The organism is Xanthomonas sp. NCPPB 1068, assembly GCF_041479385.2.
GTDB lineage: Bacteria > Pseudomonadota > Gammaproteobacteria > Xanthomonadales > Xanthomonadaceae > Xanthomonas > Xanthomonas cannabis.
The window spans coordinates 1,097,267-1,114,783 of sequence record NZ_CM192986.1 but is presented as its reverse complement, the minus strand read 5'-3'; the positions used below and the strand labels follow the sequence as shown (position 1 = coordinate 1,114,783).

The window sequence follows — 17,517 nt, the reverse complement described above, 5'->3', positions numbered from 1 at the left end:
GAGGGCTGCTGCACATGAATCTGCGTGACCTGAAATATCTGGTAGCCCTGGCCGACCACAAGCACTTCGGCCGTGCTGCGACGGCATGTTTCGTCAGCCAGCCGACGCTGTCCACCCAGATCAAGAAACTCGAAGACGAGCTCGGCGTGTCGCTGGTGGAACGCGCGCCGCGCAAGGTCATGCTGACCCCGGCCGGCCGCGAAGCTGCCGTGCGTGCGCGCAGCATCGTGGCCGAGGTCGAACAGATGAAGGAAGCCGCACGGCGCAGCCAGGACCCGGAAGCGGGCACCGTGCGGCTGGGCATCTTTCCCACTCTGGCACCGTACCTGTTGCCGCATGTGGTGCCGCGCATCCGCGAGCGGTTCCCGCGTCTGGAACTGCTGTTGATCGAAGAGAAAAGCGATCAACTGATGCATCAGCTGCGCGAAGGCCGGCTGGACGCTGCGTTGCTGGCGCTGCCGTTGCAGGACGACCAGCTGCATGCCGAATTCCTGTTCGAAGAACCCTTCGTACTGGCCGTGCCGGAAGGCCACCCGCTGTCGCGCCATGACAGCATGACCCTGGACGATCTGTCCGAGCAGCGTCTGTTGCTGCTGGAAGACGGCCATTGCCTGCGCGAGCAGGCACTGGATGTCTGCCACCTGGCCGGCGCGCTGGAGAAATCCGAATTCCAGGCCACCAGTCTGGAAACCCTGCGCCAGATGGTGGCGGCCAATGTCGGCGTGACCTTGCTGCCACTGCTGGCGGTCAAGCCGCCGGTGGCGCGTTCGGACAACATCCGTCTGATCCGCTTCCGCGAAGACAAGCAGCCCAGCCGCCGGATTGCGATGGCATGGCGCCGTAGCTCGGCCATGACCGGGTTTCTGGAGCAACTGTCGCAGTTGTTCAAGGAATTGCCCGACACCCTGTTTGCGCTGGATCAGCCTGCGACCGGGCCGAAGGCAGTGGCTGCCTGAAGGCGGGGAATCGGGAATCGGGAATCGGGATTCGGGAATCGGGAATCGGGAATCGGGAATCGGGAATCGGGAATCGGGAATCGGGAATCGGGAAAGCGTATCGCGGTTGCGGTCGCTTTATCGCCGGGTGGAGGTTTGAATTGGGCGGCGCGCGAGCGTCGCTTTTTGTTTGTCTGTGTGCGCAGTACTCTTGCCTGGCGGTTGGCCACGCATCAACTCGCCGCTGCGTGCTGGGCTGGGTGGAGCCGGCCGGCCGGGCCGCCCCGCGATTTGCAAACGGCGTTTTGATTCGTTTGCTTGGGGCTCGGAGCGCGGCATTTGCAGCATGCGTCGGCAGAGCGGGCTCGTCCAACAGCAGCTGTCATGCCCTGCCCCTGCGGCTAGTTCATCTGGAACACTTGCTGCTGCACCAGGCCTGCAGCGCCTGCCTGGCGACACGTGCCCATGCCTTGGGGTCGCAACGCGTCCATGCATTGCGATCAGCCGCCGGCGCCCTCATCTTGTGAGTGCCGCTTGCCATGTCGGCGAGCCGTTTCTGTCAGGAGATCGCCATGACTTCGCAACACCACAGCGGCTTGCCGCCGTCCATCCTTGTGTCCAGCCACGACCTCGCCCGGCTTGAGGCGTTGCTCGATTCGCCCGCCTTCCACAAGCATCCCGCCGCCACCGCGCTGAGCGACGAACTGGGCCGCGCCCGTGTGCTGCCGCCCGATCAGATTCCCGGCGATGTCGTCACCATGCACTCCCGCATCGACTGCGAAGATGAGCTGCATGGCGAACGGCATACGCTCACCCTGGTGTACCCGCACGAGGCCGATGTCCAGCACAGCCGCATCTCGGTGCTTTCGCCGGTCGGCAGTGCCCTGCTTGGCCTGTCGGTTGGCCAGAGCATCGACTGGCGCACGCCTGACGGGCGCAACCTGCGCCTGCGCGTGACCGCCGTGCACGACCAACCCGCCATTGCGGGCGACTTCCAGCGCGCGGCGCGCTAACGTAGCGCGCTGCGTCATCCCCGACCCGTTCCACGATTCGAGAGAACCCGCATGACTGCATCCCCCTCCAAGCTTGCCCAACTGCGTGAGCTGTCCGTTGTTGTCGCCGACACCGGCGATTACGACGCCATCAAGCGCCTGAAGCCGGTCGATTGCACCACCAACCCCACCCTGGTCAAGAAGGCGCTGGACCTGCCGGTCTATGCCGACCTGATCGAACGCGAGCTGGCCTGGGGCCGCGAGCACGGTGGCGAAGACCGCACTGCCACCGTCAACGAAGTCGCCGACCGCCTGACCATCGGCGTGGGCGTCAAGCTGGCCGAACTGGTGCCGGGGCGCGTGTCCACCGAAGTCGACGCCGATCTGGCGCACGACACCCAGGCCACCATCGCCAAGGCGCGCAAGTTCATTGCGATGTACGCCGAGCGCGGCGTGTCCAAGGACAAGATCCTGATCAAGATCGCCGCGACCTGGGAAGGCATCGAAGCCGCCCGTCAGCTGCAGAAGGAAGGCATCGACTGCAACCTGACGCTGATCTTCAACCGCTCGCAGGCACTGGCCTGCGCAGAGGCCGGCGTGTTCCTGATCTCCCCGTTCGTGGGCCGGATCCTGGATTACTACGTCGCCCAGGGCCAGACCCCGGCCACGATCGATGAAGATCCGGGCGTGGTGTTCGTCCGCACCGTCTACAACGAGTTCAAGCAGCGCGGCTCGTCCACCGTGGTGATGGGGGCCTCGTTCCGCTCCACCGCCCAGATCGAAGCGCTGGCCGGTTGCGACCGCCTGACCATTTCGCCGGACCTGCTGGAAAAGCTCGACGCCGAACACGGCGAGCTGCCGCGCAAGCTCTCGCCGGCCAAAGCCAATGACGCGCAGATCACCCCGATCGACAGCGACAGCTTTGCCACCGATCTGGCGGCCGATGCGATGGCCACCGAAAAGCTCGCCGGCGGCATCGACACCTTTGCCAAGGATCTGCAGGCCCTGCGCAAGACCATCGCCGACAAGCTCGCCGGCTGATAGCGGCAGGGTGCTTCTGCGATACGACGCCTGCAGCCAGATGGCTGCGGGCGTTGTCGTTTGTGGAGGTGGCAGCAACATCGCCTGCCATCGAGGCACAGCGATGGATGCGGCACCGTGGCGCCTTCCATCCTCGACCGCGCGCCATTCGCGCAGGCCTCAAGCCCCGTATCCGCAGTGCCAGGACAGCTGCGACCTTGCGCTCTTGGCTATTGCACACGCCCTGGCCCGGCGGGTAACGCGCCACATGATTGCCGAGCACGGCCCGCCACTGCTCTCCACACGCCGCTTACACCCGCCACGCGCGCACTGCCTAGAATCCGGATTCCCTCAACTGGCGTAACGGACAATGGCAAACATTGCAGTGGTGATGGTCGACGGCGTCGCCGATTGGGAAATCGGCGTGGTGCTACCGGCGGCACGCGAATGGTTCGGCGATCAGGTCGCCATCGCCAGCATCGACGGGCAGCCGGTACAGTCCATCGGCGGCCTGCGCATCACGCCGGAATTTGCACTGTCCGATCTGGCGCCGCTTGAGGCCGATCTATGGATTCTGCCCGGCAGTGAACGCTGGCAAGCCGGTGAGATCCCCGGCCTGAGCGGCCTGCTGGTCGAGCGCGTGCAGCAACAACGCCCGGTCGCGGCCATCTGCGGCGCCACCATTGCCCTGGCCTATGCCGGCCTGCTCGATGAGCGCGCGCACACCAGCAACGCGCTGGCCTTCCTGCAGGAACACGTCGTGCCATATGCGGGCGCAGCGCACTACCGCCATGAAAAGGTCGTCAGCGCCGATGGGGTCATTACCGCACCGGGCACCAGCCCGGTGGGCTTCGCCCTGGCGTGCATGCGCTTGCTGCATCCGGAGCGCACCGACACGTTGGCGCAGTTGCGCGGCATGTTCGCCGGCGAATTCGTGTGATCCAGCGGATCCAGCCACGCACAGCTGATGCTCGGCATCGATGCGCCGTGCCGATGCACTGAACCCGGTCTGCGCACCGTTGGCTGCAGCGATTCACCTGCAGTGATTCGCCACCGAGTCGTTGCAACGAGTGCATCCACCTTCTGCATCGCTCGCCGCAGCAACTCATCAATACTGATTGCGGCACAGCTTCGCCAGCCGATTCGCTGTTCACACACACGGCGCCATCGCCAGCCCGTATTGCGAACACCACCCAAAAAAAGATGGCCACGTCGTCTCCGACGTAGCCATTCAAGTTGCCTGGCATGCACTCCCATGCGCTGCCTGATCGTGATAACGCTGCCGGTCACTGTCGGCCATCGGCGCACTGCCACGATCACGTGGATGACAGCGCTTCAATCCGGCCCGCCTTTCCGTCAGGCATCCAGCCCGATCGGGCAGCTCACTCCCGTTCCGCCAAGCCCGCAATAGCCGTTGGGGTGCTTGGCGAGATATTGCTGGTGATCGTCTTCGGCGTAATAGAACGTGGGCGCCGGGAAACGGATCTCCGTGGTGATCGCGCCATACCCGGCTGCAGTGAGTTGCTGCTGGTAGGCATCGCGGCTGGCCAGTGCCGCGTCGTATTGCTCCTGCGTCGTGCAGTAGATGGCCGAGCGGTATTGCGTACCGACATCGTTGCCTTGCTGCATGCCCTGGGTGGGGTCGTGGCTTTCCCAGAACGTGCGCAACAACTGGGCGAACGACACCGCTTGCGCGTCGTACACCACCAGCACCGCCTCGGTATGGCCGGTCTGCCCGGAGCACACTTCCGAGTAGGTTGCATTCGGCGTCTCGCCCCCGGCGTAGCCCACCGCCGTGGTGTACACCCCGGGCACGTTCCAGAACTTGCGTTCCGCGCCCCAGAAGCAACCAAGCCCGAACTGCACCTGGGCCAGGCCGGTGAATTCACCGCGCAACGGATGACCGTTGATCAGGTGCGTGTTGTGCAGCGGTAGTGCCTGCTCGCGTCCGGGCAATGCCTCGCCCGGACGTGGCATGCGTTGTTTGAAGGCGCCGATTCCCAGCATGGTGCAACTCCGCAATCGTGAGGATTGCCTGCTGGATGGCGCCGGCCGCGGCAGCTTTCAAGCCTGCACGGCCGGCGCACGGTCGCCGGACGGCACTTACTTGGTCTTGGCAACCGCCGAGCGCGTATCCACTTCCGGCATTGCCGAGCTGTGGTGGTTGATGATCAACCACTTGCCGTCGCGCTTTTCGTACACGAAGGTGTAGCGCGCCTGCACGTCGCTCTTCTTGCCGTCCTTGTCGGTCAACGTGAAGGTGTAGACGCCGGCGTCCACGGCGCTGTCGTCATCGAGCACGCGCACGGTGCGGTAATTGACCACGCCCTTGGGCTTTTTGGCCAGGAACATCTCGAAGTACTTTTCGATCTGCTCGCGCGAGGCGCGCACTTCATTGGATACGGTCGGCAGCAACACGCCATCCGGTGCGTACAGATCGGCCACCTTGTCCGGGTTACCGGTTGCCAGTGCGGCGTTCCAGGTGTCGAACAGTGCAGCGACTTCGCGCTCTTCGCCGCCAGCCGGCAGCTTGGCCTTGTCGGTGTAGTGCATCACGCCGCCAGCCAGCGCCGGGGTGGCAGCCAGAGCCAGAACCATAGAGGACAGAGTGCGACGCATGGGAATCTCCGTTGGGTTGTTGTGGGGTGCCTCATCGGGCGAGCTCAGTATCGAAATCAAGCGGCCCCAACAATTCTGCCGACTGGCATATACTTAAATATGCTGATCGGCCTAGAGCGAATCCATGGAAACCCCTACCAGTGCTGGTGATTGGCGGCTTGCCTTGCGCCGCGAGGCCTCCGATGGCGCACGCTGGCAGGCGCTCTGGGAAGCAGCCGTGGCGCTGCGTCAGGCACACACACCCGAGCAGGCGTGCGATGCCGTGCTGGGGCGCGTGCTGCTGTTGCTGGGCCTGGAGCACGGCGCGGTGCTGGCACAGCGCGGGCCGCGTACGCAGGTGCTCGCCAGCCGTGGGCAGGCCCTGCCACCCGGGGCCAGTGCGGCCGGCGACAGCCACGACGCAGCCTGGCTGATGCCGCCGCGCCCGGCCGACATCCGCGAGGCCAGGGTGCCGATCCATGCGCTGGGCACTACTCACGGCATGGTCTGCGTGGCCTGGAACGACGGCCGCCCTGCCCCCGGCAACGATGACGTGCAGGCGTTGCAGGCGTTCGCCCTGTTGCTGCCGGCGATGGTGGCCGAACCGGCCAAGCCGGTTGCCACGCGGCGGCGCAAACCGCTGCAGGACGATCGCCTGAACGCACTGAGCAAGCGCGAGAAACAGGTGCTGTCATTGCTCCCGCGCGGACTCACCAACGCGAGCCTCGCAGCTGAACTGGGGATTTCTCCCGGCACGGTGAAAGTGCATGTGGAGCGAATCCTGCAGAAACTTGAGGTAAAAGATCGCACCCAGGCCGCGGTGTACGCGGTCCAAGCCGGACTCGCGCTATGAATGCATTGGCAGTGCGTTGGAACGATTGGCCGATCACCCGCAAGAGCCTGGCGGTCGTCACGTTGCCGTTGTTGTTGCTGGCCGTCGCATTGATGGCGATCTACAGCGTGGAGCGGCAGAACATCGCCGCCGAAAACGACGTGCGTCAGACGCTGGAGGTGCTGAGCGATCTGTACGAAGCGCATGCGCTGCTGGCCGAAACTGCGGCCGGTGTGCGTGGCTACCGGCTGGTGCGGCGCGATGAATTCCTCACCCCGTATCGCGATGCCGAGCCGCGCCTGCAACGGGTGGCCGAGCGCTTGTCGCAACGCATTACCGACCCGGGCCAGGCGCAGCGGTTTGCGCGCATCAAGCCACTTTTTGCCGAAAAAATGCAGGGTTGGCGCCGGCTGCTGGCACCGGATCTGAGCCGCGAGGAAGAAATTCGCCAGCTCTGGGACGGCAAGTACAAGCTCGACATCCTGCGCGCGGAACTGCGCGAGCTGCGCAATTACGAAACCGCGCAATTGCAGGTGCGTACCGCCAAGGCGCAAGGGCTGCGCCAGCGCAATCTCATCATCACCCTGAGTGCGGCCATGCTCGGCGGCCTGGGCGCGGTGTTTGCCGTGGCCTGGTTTGCCTCGGCGCTGTCCGGGCGTCTGCGTACGCTGGCGGCAAATGCGGACCGCCTGGGCGAAGGCCTGCCGCTGGCACCGCAACCGCGTGCCGGCGACGAGCTGGGCCAGGTCGGTCAGCGTCTGGCGCAGGCCAGCGAACTGCTGGCCGCGCGCGCGGCCGAAGCGCAGCTGGCGCGGCGCGAAGCAGAAACCGCCAACCGCGCGAAGACCGAGTTCCTTTCGCGCAGCAGCCACGAACTGCGCACTCCGCTCAATGCCATCCTGGGCTATGCGCAAGTGCTGGAAATGGACCTGCCCGAGCCCGGCCACCGCCGCCACCTGCAACACATCCTGGGCGCCGGCCGGCACTTGCTGGGTCTGATCACCGAGCTGCTGGACATCGCGCGCATCGAGGCCGATCAGCTGGATCTGAGCCCGGAACCGATCTCGGTGCGCGCGGCCGTGCACGAGGCGCTGGGCCTGATCGCACCGGATGCGGACCGATACGGCATTGCCCTGCAACCGCCGGCCATCGAAGCGACGTGGACGGTGCGCGCCGACGCGCAGCGGCTGCGGCAGGTCCTGCTCAACCTGTTGTCCAATGCGGTGAAGTTCAATCGTCCCGGTGGCCAGGTGCAGGTGAGCGCACACGCCGGCGACGAGCAGGTGCGCATCACCGTGGCCGACCAGGGCGCGGGGCTCACCCCGGCGCAGATCGAGCGGCTGTTCACGCCGTTCGAGCGGCTGGGTGCCGAGCGTTCTGCCGTGGAAGGCACCGGCCTGGGGCTGGCGCTGAGCAAGCGCCTGATCGAGGCGATGGGTGGGCAGATCGGGGTGGACAGCAGTCGCGATGGCGCGCGCTTCTGGATCTCGCTGCCGCAGGGCGAGCCGCAACGCAGCGAGCCTGCACGGACCCTGCTGCCGCCCAGCACCACCGGCAGTGGCGTCTGCCGCCTGTTGAGCATCGAGGACAACCCCTCCAACCAGGCGTTGATCCGCACGCTCACCGAGCGCCGCCCGCAATGGCAGCTGCTGGAAGCGGCCAGCCTGGCGCAGGCGCGCGAACTGCTGCTGCAGGGCGTGCCGGACCTGATCCTGCTGGACCTGCACCTGAGCGACGGCAACGGCGAAGAGTTGCTGCGCGAGCTGCAGGCGCAGCCGGCCACCGCGCAGGTCCCGGTGGTGGTGATCAGTGCCGATGCCACCACCGCCACGCTGGCGCGCGTCGGCAATCAGGGCGTGCGTGCGTATCTGACCAAGCCACTGGACGTGGCGGAATTCTTCACCGTGATCGACAGGTTGCTGGCATGACACGCGACGAAATCCTCGGCTCCCGCATCCTCATCGTCGACGACGAGCCGGCCAATGTGCGGCTGCTGGAAGACCTGCTGCAGCGCGAAGGCTTCCAGCAGGTCATCGCCACCACCGATCCACTGCGGGTCATGGGCCTGGTCTCGGCATTTGCACCGGATCTGATCTTGCTGGACCTGAAGATGCCGGAGCTGGACGGCTACGCCCTGCTGGAACAGCTGGCCCGGCTGTCCGACCCGGCGCATTTCCTGCCGGTGATCGTGCTCACCGCCGACCCCAGCCGCAGCGCGCGCCACCGCGCATTGGGGCTGGGGGCAAAAGACTTTCTGACCAAGCCGCTGGACACCTTCGAAGTGGCGCTGCGGGTCTGGAACGTGGCCGAAACCACGGTGCTGTTCAAGCGGCTGCGTGCATTGGCCGCGCCGGAGGCTGCGCCGCCCGGGTGGCGCCAGCCGGGATGATGCCTGCACAGCGTAGGAGCGCACCGGGGTGCGACGGGGCGTTTATCGGCACGGCCCCGTCGCGCCCCGGTGCGCTCCTACGACAGGCGGCTGGCCGCTACAGCGCGCGGGTGACCTCGCCGCACAGGCCGATGTCTGCCAGCACCGCCTGCGCCTGGCTCAGGTGCAGGTCGGCCACGCAGACCTGCAACACGCCGAAGGCCGGCAGTTCGCCGGCACCGCCCAATAGCGACTCGCCGAACACGAATGCGGTGATGCCGGCATCTTCCAGCGCGTGCTTGGCCAGATGCGCGTCGATGATGTGACTGGCGCGATACGCGATCTGCATGTCAGCCGCGCTCCAGGCGTTCGCGCTCAGCGCCCTGCTTCCACTCGCGCAGCGCCGGCAGTGCATCCAGTGCAGCCAGGTAATCGCCGGCGGCTTCGAACAGCGGGACGCCATAGCTGGTAAAGCGCAACGCGACCGGCGCGTACATCGCATCGACGATGCCGAACTCGCCGCACAGGAACGGCCCGGCGTGGCCGTGCTCTGCGCGCAAACTGGCCCACAGCGCCTGGATACGGGTGATATCGCGCTCGACGGCGGCGTCCCACTGCGCGGGCGCGGGCGTGCGGGCCAGGTCCATCGGCAATTGGGTGCGCAGCGCGCCAAAGCCCGAGTGCATCTCCGCCGCGGCCGCGCGCGCCTGTGCACGCACGGCCAGCTTGGCAGGCCAGCCGCGTCCATCCAGCCAGCGCTCGTTGACGTACTCGCAGATCGCCAGCGAATCCCATACATGCAGGGTGTCGTCCCACAGCACCGGCACCTGGCGCGTGGGCGAATACCCGGCGATGCGGGCCTGGAATTCCGGCGTGTCCAGCGGCAGCGCGACTTCCTCGAACGGCACCTGGAAGTGCCGCAACAGCAGCCACGGCCGCAACGACCAGGAAGACAGGGTCTTGTCGCCGATCACCAGGCGGGGCAGTGACATGGGTAGGGCGCTCCAACGGGGTTGGCGCAGCGTACGCGTGGCGACCGATGCCCGCCAGCCGCGCCCGGCCGCAGCGCAGCGACGGGGCGGCGCTTTGGGCAGGGCCGGGGCGACCGATGCCCAGGCATTGCATGGCCGCAGCCACGCAATTCGGTTGCGGCGCACCGATGGCGGCAACCGCGCACTGGCCGCCGGGCATGCGGACCACACGATGCGCCGGTGGGTTGCATGGTGCCAAACCGGGCCACGGCTACGCCAGGCATTGCCAGCACAGCCTGCAGCGGTGACGAACCATCTGGCCGGCACACCCGAACTACCGGCCCGACGCGCCCCGCTGCCCCGCCGCCTACCCCTAACCGGTGCCACCGCCTAAACTTGCGGTTTACCTAATGCCGATGCCCCGCATGTCCGAGATTGCAGCCACCGACGCCACCGCCCCGGCGGAGAAGAAAGACTTCATCCGCCAGATCGTTCGCGAGGACCTGGCCAGCGGCAAGCACACGGTCATCCGCACCCGCTTCCCGCCCGAGCCCAACGGCTACCTGCACATCGGCCACGCCAAGGCGATCTGCCTGGACTTCGGCCTGGCCGCCGAGTTCGGCGGGCTGTGCAACCTGCGCCTGGACGACACCAACCCGGCCAAGGAAGACCCCGAGTTCGTGGTCGCCATCCAGGACGATGTGCGCTGGCTGGGCTACGAATGGGCACAGTTGCGCCATGCCTCAGACTACTTCGAGGTGTATTACCTGGCCGCGCAGAAGCTGATCCGCGACGGCCACGCCTTCGTCTGCGATCTCTCCGCAGAACAGGTCCGCGAGTACCGCGGCACGCTGACCGAACCCGGTCGCAATTCGCCGTTTCGCGAGCGCAGCGTCGAGGAAAACCTGGACCTGTTCGGCCGCATGCGCGCCGGTGAGTTCCCTGATGGTGCGCGCACGCTGCGCGCCAAGATCGACATGGCCAGCGGCAACATCAACCTGCGCGATCCGGCGCTCTACCGCATCAAGCACGTGGAGCACCAGAACACCGGCAACACCTGGCCGATCTACCCGATGTACGACTTTGCGCATTCGCTGGGCGATGCGGTGGAAGGCATCACCCACTCGCTGTGCACGCTGGAATTCGAAGACCACCGCCCGCTCTACGACTGGTGCGTGGACAAGGTGGACCTGGCCGGCCACCCGGAATTGCTGCAGCCGCTGCTGGAGAAAGGCCTGCCGCGCGAAGCCGGCAAGCCGCGTCAGATCGAGTTTTCGCGCCTCAACATCAATTACACGGTGATGAGCAAGCGCAAGCTCACCGCGCTGGTGGAAGAACAGCTGGTGGACGGCTGGGACGACCCGCGCATGTACACGCTGCAGGGCTTGCGTCGTCGAGGCTACACACCGGCGGCGATGCGGTTGTTCGTGGACCGCGTCGGCATCAGCAAGCAGAACTCGCTGATCGATTTCTCGGTGCTGGAAGGCTGCCTGCGCGAAGATCTGGACGCAGCAGCGCCGCGCCGCATGGCGGTGATCGAACCGCTCAAGCTGGTGCTGACCAACCTGCCCGAAGGCCACACCGAGACGCTGCAGTTTTCCAATCACCCCAAGGACGAGAGCTTCGGCACGCGTGAAGTGCCGTTCGCCCGCGAGCTGTGGATCGAGCGCGAAGACTTTGCCGAAGTGCCGCCCAAAGGCTGGAAACGGCTGGTACCGGGCGGTGAGATCCGCCTGCGTGGCGCCGGCATTGCACGCGTGGATGAGGTGATCAAGAACGCCGACGGCGACATCGTCGAGCTGCGCGGCTGGCTGGACCCGGAATCGCGCCCGGGCATGGAAGGTGCCAACCGCAAGGTCAAGGGCACCATCCATTGGGTCAGCGCCGTGCATGCGGTGGACGCGGAAATCCGCCTGTACGACCGTCTGTTCTCGGTGGAAAAGCCCGACGACGAATCCGAAGGCAAGACCTACCGCGACTATCTGAACCCCGAGTCCAAGCGCAGCGTGCGCGGGTATGTGGAACCGGCCGCCGCGCAGGCAACGCCAGAGCAGGCGTTCCAGTTCGAGCGCACCGGCTACTTCGTTGCCGATCGCCGTGACCATAGTGCAGCCACACCGGTGTTCAATCGCAGCGTGACCTTGCGCGATACCTGGGCCAAGTAACGGGTGTCTGCACCGGATCAAGGCGCCGGTGCGGCCTTTGCACTGCGCAACACGTGGCTACCGATGCAAACGGCGGGGCCACATGGCATTGCGCACCCCGCACAGGGCTGTCAAGACGCGTCGCGTTCTGAGCTAATGCACACGCGCAGGGAGCTGCGCCCGGCCGTGGCCTGCATGCTGCACGACTGACAGGAGCAACACGATGCGTGAGCGCTTGATGGTGGGGGTTGCCTGCGGCGTCGGCGCGGGCGCGCTGTGGGGGCTGGTGTTTCTGGCACCGCAGTTGTTGTCGGCGTTCACGCCCCTGCAACTGGCGGTGGCACGCTACCTGTCGTACGGCGCGGTGGCGGCGTTGGTGCTGGCACCACGCGCGCGCCAGACCGCCGCCCGGCTGGGCCGCGCCGAGTGGTGGGCGCTGGTGCGCCTCAGCCTGATGGGGAATCTGGTCTATTACGTGCTGCTGGGCAGCGCGGTGCAATGGGCCGGCAGCGCTGCCACCGCGCTGATCATCGGCCTGTTGCCGGTGGTGGTGACCGTCATCGGCACGCGGGCGGCGGGCGCGGTGCAATTAAGGCGGCTCGCTGCCCCGTGCGTGCTGTGCGTCATCGGCGTGACGCTGGTAGCGCTGGACACCGTGCAGGACGATTCGGGGCAGCAGGCGAGCGACCGTCTCACCCGCATTGCCGGCCTGTTGTGCGCCGTCGGTGCACTGGTCTCGTGGTCGGCCTATTCGATCGTCAATGCACGCTGGTTGCGGCGCCGCCCCGATCTGTCCGGGGGCGACTGGTCGCTGCTGACCGGCGTGGTCACCGGCGCACTGGCGGCGTTGCTGGCGCCGGCTGCGCTGATCGGCAGCGCGCCGCATGCGCCGATCGACTGGGCCGGCTTCTGGGGCGTCTCGCTGCTGCTGGGCATCCTGGCCTCGGTGATCGGCAACGCCCTGTGGAACCGCGCCAGCCGCGTGCTGCCGTTGACGCTGGTCGGGCAGATGATCGTGTTCGAGACCATCTTTGCACTGCTGTACGGCTTTGCCTGGGAAATGCGTCTGCCCACGCCACTGGAACTGGCAGCGATCGCGTGCCTGCTGGTCGGCGTGCTGTGGTGCGCAGCACTGCATTCGGAAGCGAATTGACGCCCAGCGCTGTCGAGGTGCTGCGCCTAGATTGCAGGCTGTGTCCACTGGAACGCCGCCATGTGCCTGCCACGCCCCAGCCCGCGGACGCTATATGGCGCCGTGTTTTCGCTCTCCCTCGGGCTGACGGCCTGCTCGCCGCCGCCGCACAACGCGCAAGCGGTGACTCCGGCCGAGGCATTGTGCCTGTTCGTTCCGCACCCGCCGGACGACGAACTGCCCAGTGATCGCCGCGACGAAAGCATGCAGCAACTAGCGCTGGCCAGCCGTTGCGGTTCTGCGCTGACCCGAGGTCGCTGACCACGCGCTTGCAGTACAGCGAGCCGTGGATGGGGACCCGTGGTCTTCTGCACGACCGCGACAGCCGGGTGCCGCCGGTGCCCCGCCAACCGGCTGACCAGACGTCGTCCACCTCAGTGGTCACACTGCGCGCGGCAACGCCCGTTGACGCCAGCGACATGCAGTCGCGAAACGCGCAGCGATCAACGCCAGGGCCGCTTGGCCGCACCCCAGGGCGCGCCCAAGGCTTACCATGACCTCTCACCTGTCCTGATCGGAGCAACCGCATGTCCCGTGCCTTGTCCTGGTATTTGAGCAGCCTGTTGCTGTTGGTAGTGTTCACGTTGATCGGTTGTGTCGCCGCACCGCCGACCGAGGCCGCCACGCCACCTGCGGCGACCGCCAAACCCGTCACCGTCATCACCACGTGCAAGGTCGATGCCGATTGCACGGTAAAGAACGTCGGCAACTGTTGCGGGGCGTTCCCGGCCTGCGTCAACGTCAACAGCGCCACCGACCCCAAGGGTGTGATGGCGCAATGCCAGTCCAGCGGCATGATGAGCGTGTGCGGTTTTCAGGACATCAGCGGCTGCCAATGCGTCTCCGGCCAGTGCGCCGCCAGGTAGGACCACGCAGGTAGCGATCGCGTACGTTGGTTGCCGCCTGGTGTGCAGCAGAGCGTGGCCGGCAGTGACGGCATTCATCTCCGGCCGCCTCCTGGTGTTGCGCGCTGCCCCCGGGCCGATACACTGCGCCGCCCCTTCCCCCTCTCCTACCGGTCGTCACGTGATGCTCTACGCGCAGGTCCACCTCACCTTGCCCGCCTGGATCCATGATTTCGTGGATGCCAGTCGCGCCTATCCCAGCGACGACGAGAAGGTGGCGCTGGCGATCGCGTTGTCGCGGATGAACGTCGAAGCGCGCAGCGGCGGCCCCTTTGGCGCAGTGGTGTTCGGCCCGGACCATCACATCATCGCCGCAGCCGTGAATCGTGTGGTGCCGCAGACCACCTCGCTGGCGCACGCCGAAAACATGGCGTACATGCTGGCGCAGCAGCGCCTGCAGACCCCGCGCCTGAACGATGTGCTGTCGCCCATCACCCTGGCGACCTCCGCGCAACCGTGCTGCCAGTGCTACGGCGCCACGGTATGGGCGGGCATCGACCGGCTGCTGATCGGCGCCCGCGCCGAAGACGTGATGGCCCTGACCGAATTCGACGAAGGCCCGCTGCCCGCCGACTGGGTGGGCGAGCTCACCCGCCGCGGCATCGATGTGGTGCGCGACGTACAGCGCGAGCAGGCGTGCGCGGTGCTGCGCAGTTACGGCGAGGGCGGCGGTGACCATTATTGACCTCTCCCTGCGAGCGCTGCGATGAGCGGGCTGCTGTGTTACTGCCGCCAGGGCTTCGAGCCGGAACTGGCGGCCGAACTGAGCGCGCGCGCGGCATTTGTCGGCATTGCCGGCTATGCGCGCACCCAACGCAACGACGGCTATGTGCTGTTCGTCTGCGAAGACGCCGCGCATCTGGCCGCCAGACTGCAGTGGCGCGAGCTGATCTTTGCCCGCCAGAAACTGGTCGTGCTTGCCGAACTCAAGGGCATCGACCCAACCGATCGCATCACCCCGATCCTGGCCGCACTGCACGGGCAACCGCGCTTTGGCGACCTGTGGGTGGAGCATCCGGATTCGGATGCAGGCAAACCGCTGGCAGGCCTGGCGCGCAGCTTTGGCAATGCGTTACGCCCGGCCCTGCGCAAGGCCGGCCTGCTCACCGACAAGCCGCAGCCGCGCCTGCCACGCTTGCACGTGTGTTTCCTCGATGGCGACCACGCATTGCTGGCGGTGGCCGATGCCGACGACAGCGCGCCCTGGCCTCTGGGCATTCCGCGGCTCAAATTGCTGCCCGACGCACCGTCGCGTTCGGCGCTCAAACTCGACGAAGCACTGCTCACCTTGCTGACGCCCGACGAGCGCGAACGCCTGGTCAAGCCCGGCATGCGCGCTGCCGATCTGGGCGCCGCGCCCGGCGGCTGGACCTGGGTGCTCACCCGCCAGCACCTGCATGTCACCAGCGTGGACAACGGCCCGCTGCGCGAGCACGTGCTGGACACCGGCCTGGTCGAGCACCTGCGCGCCGATGGCTTCCACTGGAAACCGGCACAGGCGCTGGACTGGATGGTCTGCGACATGGTCGAGCAACCACGCCGCGTCGCCGAGCGCATGGCCACCTGGGTGCGTGAAGGCTGGTGTCGCCACACCCTGTTCAACCTCAAGCTGCCAATGAAAAAGCGCTGGGACGAAACCCGCCTGTGCCTGGATCTATTCGAGCAGCAGGCCGAAAAGTCCCTGACCGTGCGGGCCAAGCAGCTGTATCACGATCGCGAAGAGATCACGGTGCTGGCGATGCGGGACTGAGGCTGGGAATGGGGAATCGGGAATCGTAAAAGCGGTTGGTTGGCGCCCTGTCTGTATGTGCCGCCGTCCATTCCCTCGACAACCGCGCGCAGCTCACTGAGCGTTTGAACAACTCCTGCACAGCGAAGCGATGAGCGTCTGAAGCGCACCCAGGACGTGGAGCGGGAATTCTGGAGATGGTTGGTCCCGCGCGTTGACGACGCTTGTCCGTCACTCACTGCCACTCACTGCATCGACGTTTCTGCGACCTGTGGGCGCTGCCTGCCGCTGGCGTGCTGCGCGCCGCTGTCGAGCGTTGATTGTGCGAGCGTGATGCACTGCGTTCCGTTGGCTGCTTGCTCGCTCCAGATTCCGCTGTCGGTTGCCGCTGTGTGCTGCCATGCCCAGCGGTCCTGAGCCGCCGCCGCTATTGCGGTTGCCCCGGCGGCAGTCGGCCGCCGGAGCTGGCTCATTTACAGCACGATGCGCTTGCTGCCTTCGCGGGCGGAGCGGTAGATCGCATCGACGATGCGGATATCGCGCAGGCCTTCTTCGCCGGGCGCGCGCAGCGGCGTGCCATTCATGATGGCCAAGGCGTCTTCGTCCATCTGCAAGGCCTGCTGGTGCGGCACCTTGGCATCGAACACACGGCCATCGCTGGCCTTGCCGGTGACGCCTTGGTAGCTCTGGAACGGCGACAGTTCGTACCAGCCGCGCTCGCAGTCGGCACGCAGCACATTCATGTTGGCACCGAAACTGGTCTTGCACGCCGCACGCACGGCATTGGGGAATTCCAGCGTGAAATCCATATGTTCGTCCACTTCATCGAACAGTTCGGGACGGTCGGTCCAGCGCTTGGCGGTGACTGCCAGCGGCTCGGCACCCACGGTGTAGCGTGCGGCATTGAGTGGATACACGCCCATGTCGTACATCGCGCCGCCGCCGAATTCCGAGCGCAACCGCCATGGGCGATCGGCCTTGGTCGTATCGCGATACCCGTTGTAACCGGCCTCGGCACGCACGCGCTGCATGGCGCCGAACGGCTTCTCGCTGGCCATCGCAATCAGCCGCCGCGTGTTGGGCTCGTGCTGCATGCGGTAGCCGATCGTCAGCGCCACCTTGTTGCGCTTGCAGGCGGCAATCATCGCCTCGCATTCGCCGGCATGCATCGCCATCGGCTTTTCGCACCACACGTGCTTGCCGGCTGCCGCTGCGCGCAGGGTCAGCGGCGCATGCAGATGGGTCGGGGTGACGATGTACACCACGTCGATATCGTCGTTATCGGCAATCTTGTCGAAGTTCTCGTAGCTGTAGACATTGCGATCGGCGATACCGTACTTGGATTGCCATTGCGGAATCTTCGACGGCGTGCCGGTGACGATGCCGGCCAGCTTGCAGTGCTTGGTCAAGGCCAGACCCGGCGCGAGTTGTTCGCTGGCATAACTGCCGAGACCGGCCAGGGCGACATTGAGCGGCTTTCCCGGTTTCTTCTTGGGCAGCGCCCAGGCCGGCGCGCCCAGCAGGATGCCGGCACTGCCGAAGGCGGCGAGCAAGCGGCGACGTGTCAAGGATTCCACGGACATGCAAACCTCCTTCAAGTGAGAATGGCGACCAGCACCGGCAAGCGACGTCAGGCAGGCAGCGGTGACACCGCGATGTCATGCGGCATGCACGGCACGTATGCACCACGCCATCGCCTGCCGGAGCAGAAGCTGCCGCCTGCACGTTGCACTGGTTCGGTACCGCCCGCGCACCTTACTTGATCGCGCGTGAGTACCGCCATGGTCGCGCTGCACGTTCTGGCACACTGCGCACGATCCCGCCTGGAGCA

Annotated in this window: 17 protein-coding genes; 12 read left to right on the top strand and 5 right to left on the bottom strand. The window is 66.2% G+C overall.

The annotated features are described in order from the left end of the window. Positions 1-14: 14 nt before the first annotated feature. The 4 genes from ACCQ12_RS04670 to ACCQ12_RS04655 all read left to right on the top strand — a co-directional run bounded on the left by ACCQ12_RS04670 (position 15) and on the right by ACCQ12_RS04655 (position 3,887). Positions 15-956 carry a LysR substrate-binding domain-containing protein gene (locus tag ACCQ12_RS04670; RefSeq protein WP_039410005.1) on the top strand — a complete coding sequence of 314 codons (942 nt, stop codon included), beginning with the start codon at positions 15-17 and terminating at the stop codon, positions 954-956. Positions 957-1,507: 551 nt separating this feature from the next. Further along, positions 1,508-1,948 carry a nucleoside diphosphate kinase regulator gene (rnk, locus tag ACCQ12_RS04665; protein WP_372383063.1) on the top strand — a complete coding sequence of 147 codons (441 nt, stop codon included), beginning with the start codon at positions 1,508-1,510 and terminating at the stop codon, positions 1,946-1,948. Between the two features lie 51 nt (positions 1,949-1,999). Then, positions 2,000-2,968, top strand: a complete 969-nt coding sequence (gene tal, locus ACCQ12_RS04660; protein WP_039410002.1) for a transaldolase — start codon at positions 2,000-2,002, stop codon at positions 2,966-2,968. Between the two features lie 349 nt (positions 2,969-3,317). After that, positions 3,318-3,887 carry a type 1 glutamine amidotransferase family protein gene (locus tag ACCQ12_RS04655; protein ID WP_039409999.1) on the top strand — a complete coding sequence of 190 codons (570 nt, stop codon included), beginning with the start codon at positions 3,318-3,320 and terminating at the stop codon, positions 3,885-3,887. A gap of 416 nt (positions 3,888-4,303) precedes the next feature. Here the strand turns inward: ACCQ12_RS04655 and msrA are convergent, their stop codons facing one another. Continuing rightward, entirely contained in the window at positions 4,304-4,954 is a 651-nt protein-coding gene (msrA, locus tag ACCQ12_RS04650; protein ID WP_104580893.1) for a peptide-methionine (S)-S-oxide reductase MsrA, read from the bottom strand. 96 nt (positions 4,955-5,050) lie between these two features. Next, on the bottom strand, positions 5,051-5,566 hold the full coding sequence (locus tag ACCQ12_RS04645; RefSeq protein ID WP_047695340.1) for an SgcJ/EcaC family oxidoreductase: 516 nt from the start codon (positions 5,564-5,566) through the stop codon (positions 5,051-5,053). Positions 5,567-5,690: 124 nt separating this feature from the next. Here ACCQ12_RS04645 and ACCQ12_RS04640 point away from each other — a divergent pair, with 124 nt between their 5' ends. The 3 genes from ACCQ12_RS04640 to ACCQ12_RS04630 are packed head-to-tail and all read left to right on the top strand — an operon-like array spanning position 5,691 to position 8,766. After that, the gene (locus ACCQ12_RS04640; RefSeq protein WP_104580894.1) at positions 5,691-6,398 is read left to right on the top strand and encodes a helix-turn-helix transcriptional regulator; all 708 of its coding nucleotides are present in this window, start codon (positions 5,691-5,693) and stop codon (positions 6,396-6,398) included. Next, positions 6,395-8,305, top strand: coding sequence for a hybrid sensor histidine kinase/response regulator (locus ACCQ12_RS04635; RefSeq protein WP_166752398.1), 1,911 nt, complete (start codon positions 6,395-6,397; stop codon positions 8,303-8,305). The genes ACCQ12_RS04640 and ACCQ12_RS04635 overlap by 4 nt, the downstream gene beginning before the upstream one ends. Continuing rightward, positions 8,302-8,766, top strand: coding sequence for a response regulator (locus tag ACCQ12_RS04630; RefSeq protein ID WP_039409985.1), 465 nt, complete (start codon positions 8,302-8,304; stop codon positions 8,764-8,766). The genes ACCQ12_RS04635 and ACCQ12_RS04630 overlap by 4 nt, the downstream gene beginning before the upstream one ends. Before the next feature lie 97 nt (positions 8,767-8,863). On the opposite strand, the gene ACCQ12_RS04625 is transcribed toward ACCQ12_RS04630, so the two are convergent. Both ACCQ12_RS04625 and ACCQ12_RS04620 read right to left on the bottom strand, forming a co-directional pair. Then, entirely contained in the window at positions 8,864-9,094 is a 231-nt protein-coding gene (locus ACCQ12_RS04625) for a putative signal transducing protein (protein WP_039409981.1), read from the bottom strand. 1 nt (position 9,095) lies between these two features. Next, positions 9,096-9,737 (bottom strand): glutathione S-transferase family protein, encoded by a 642-nt coding sequence (locus tag ACCQ12_RS04620; protein WP_372383062.1) that lies wholly within the window; start codon positions 9,735-9,737, stop codon positions 9,096-9,098. Positions 9,738-10,141: 404 nt separating this feature from the next. On the opposite strand from ACCQ12_RS04620, the gene ACCQ12_RS04615 reads away from it, so the two are divergent. The 5 genes from ACCQ12_RS04615 to rlmM all read left to right on the top strand — a co-directional run bounded on the left by ACCQ12_RS04615 (position 10,142) and on the right by rlmM (position 15,707). Further along, positions 10,142-11,881 carry a glutamine--tRNA ligase/YqeY domain fusion protein gene (locus ACCQ12_RS04615; RefSeq protein ID WP_372383061.1) on the top strand — a complete coding sequence of 580 codons (1,740 nt, stop codon included), beginning with the start codon at positions 10,142-10,144 and terminating at the stop codon, positions 11,879-11,881. 202 nt (positions 11,882-12,083) lie between these two features. Further along, positions 12,084-13,013 carry a DMT family transporter gene (locus tag ACCQ12_RS04610; protein ID WP_047695335.1) on the top strand — a complete coding sequence of 310 codons (930 nt, stop codon included), beginning with the start codon at positions 12,084-12,086 and terminating at the stop codon, positions 13,011-13,013. Between the two features lie 566 nt (positions 13,014-13,579). Next, a complete protein-coding gene (locus ACCQ12_RS04605; RefSeq protein WP_372383060.1) occupies positions 13,580-13,918 on the top strand; it encodes a hypothetical protein in 339 nt (112 codons plus the stop codon). 163 nt (positions 13,919-14,081) lie between these two features. Then, positions 14,082-14,642: a nucleoside deaminase gene (locus ACCQ12_RS04600; RefSeq protein WP_039409968.1), complete on the top strand. Its 561-nt coding sequence runs from the start codon at positions 14,082-14,084 to the stop codon at positions 14,640-14,642. Positions 14,643-14,663: 21 nt separating this feature from the next. Further along, positions 14,664-15,707, top strand: a complete 1,044-nt coding sequence (gene rlmM / locus ACCQ12_RS04595) for a 23S rRNA (cytidine(2498)-2'-O)-methyltransferase RlmM (RefSeq protein WP_372383059.1) — start codon at positions 14,664-14,666, stop codon at positions 15,705-15,707. 452 nt (positions 15,708-16,159) lie between these two features. Here the strand turns inward: rlmM and ACCQ12_RS04590 are convergent, their stop codons facing one another. Then, positions 16,160-17,269 (bottom strand): Gfo/Idh/MocA family protein, encoded by a 1,110-nt coding sequence (locus tag ACCQ12_RS04590; protein WP_039414734.1) that lies wholly within the window; start codon positions 17,267-17,269, stop codon positions 16,160-16,162. Positions 17,270-17,517 lie beyond the last annotated feature (248 nt).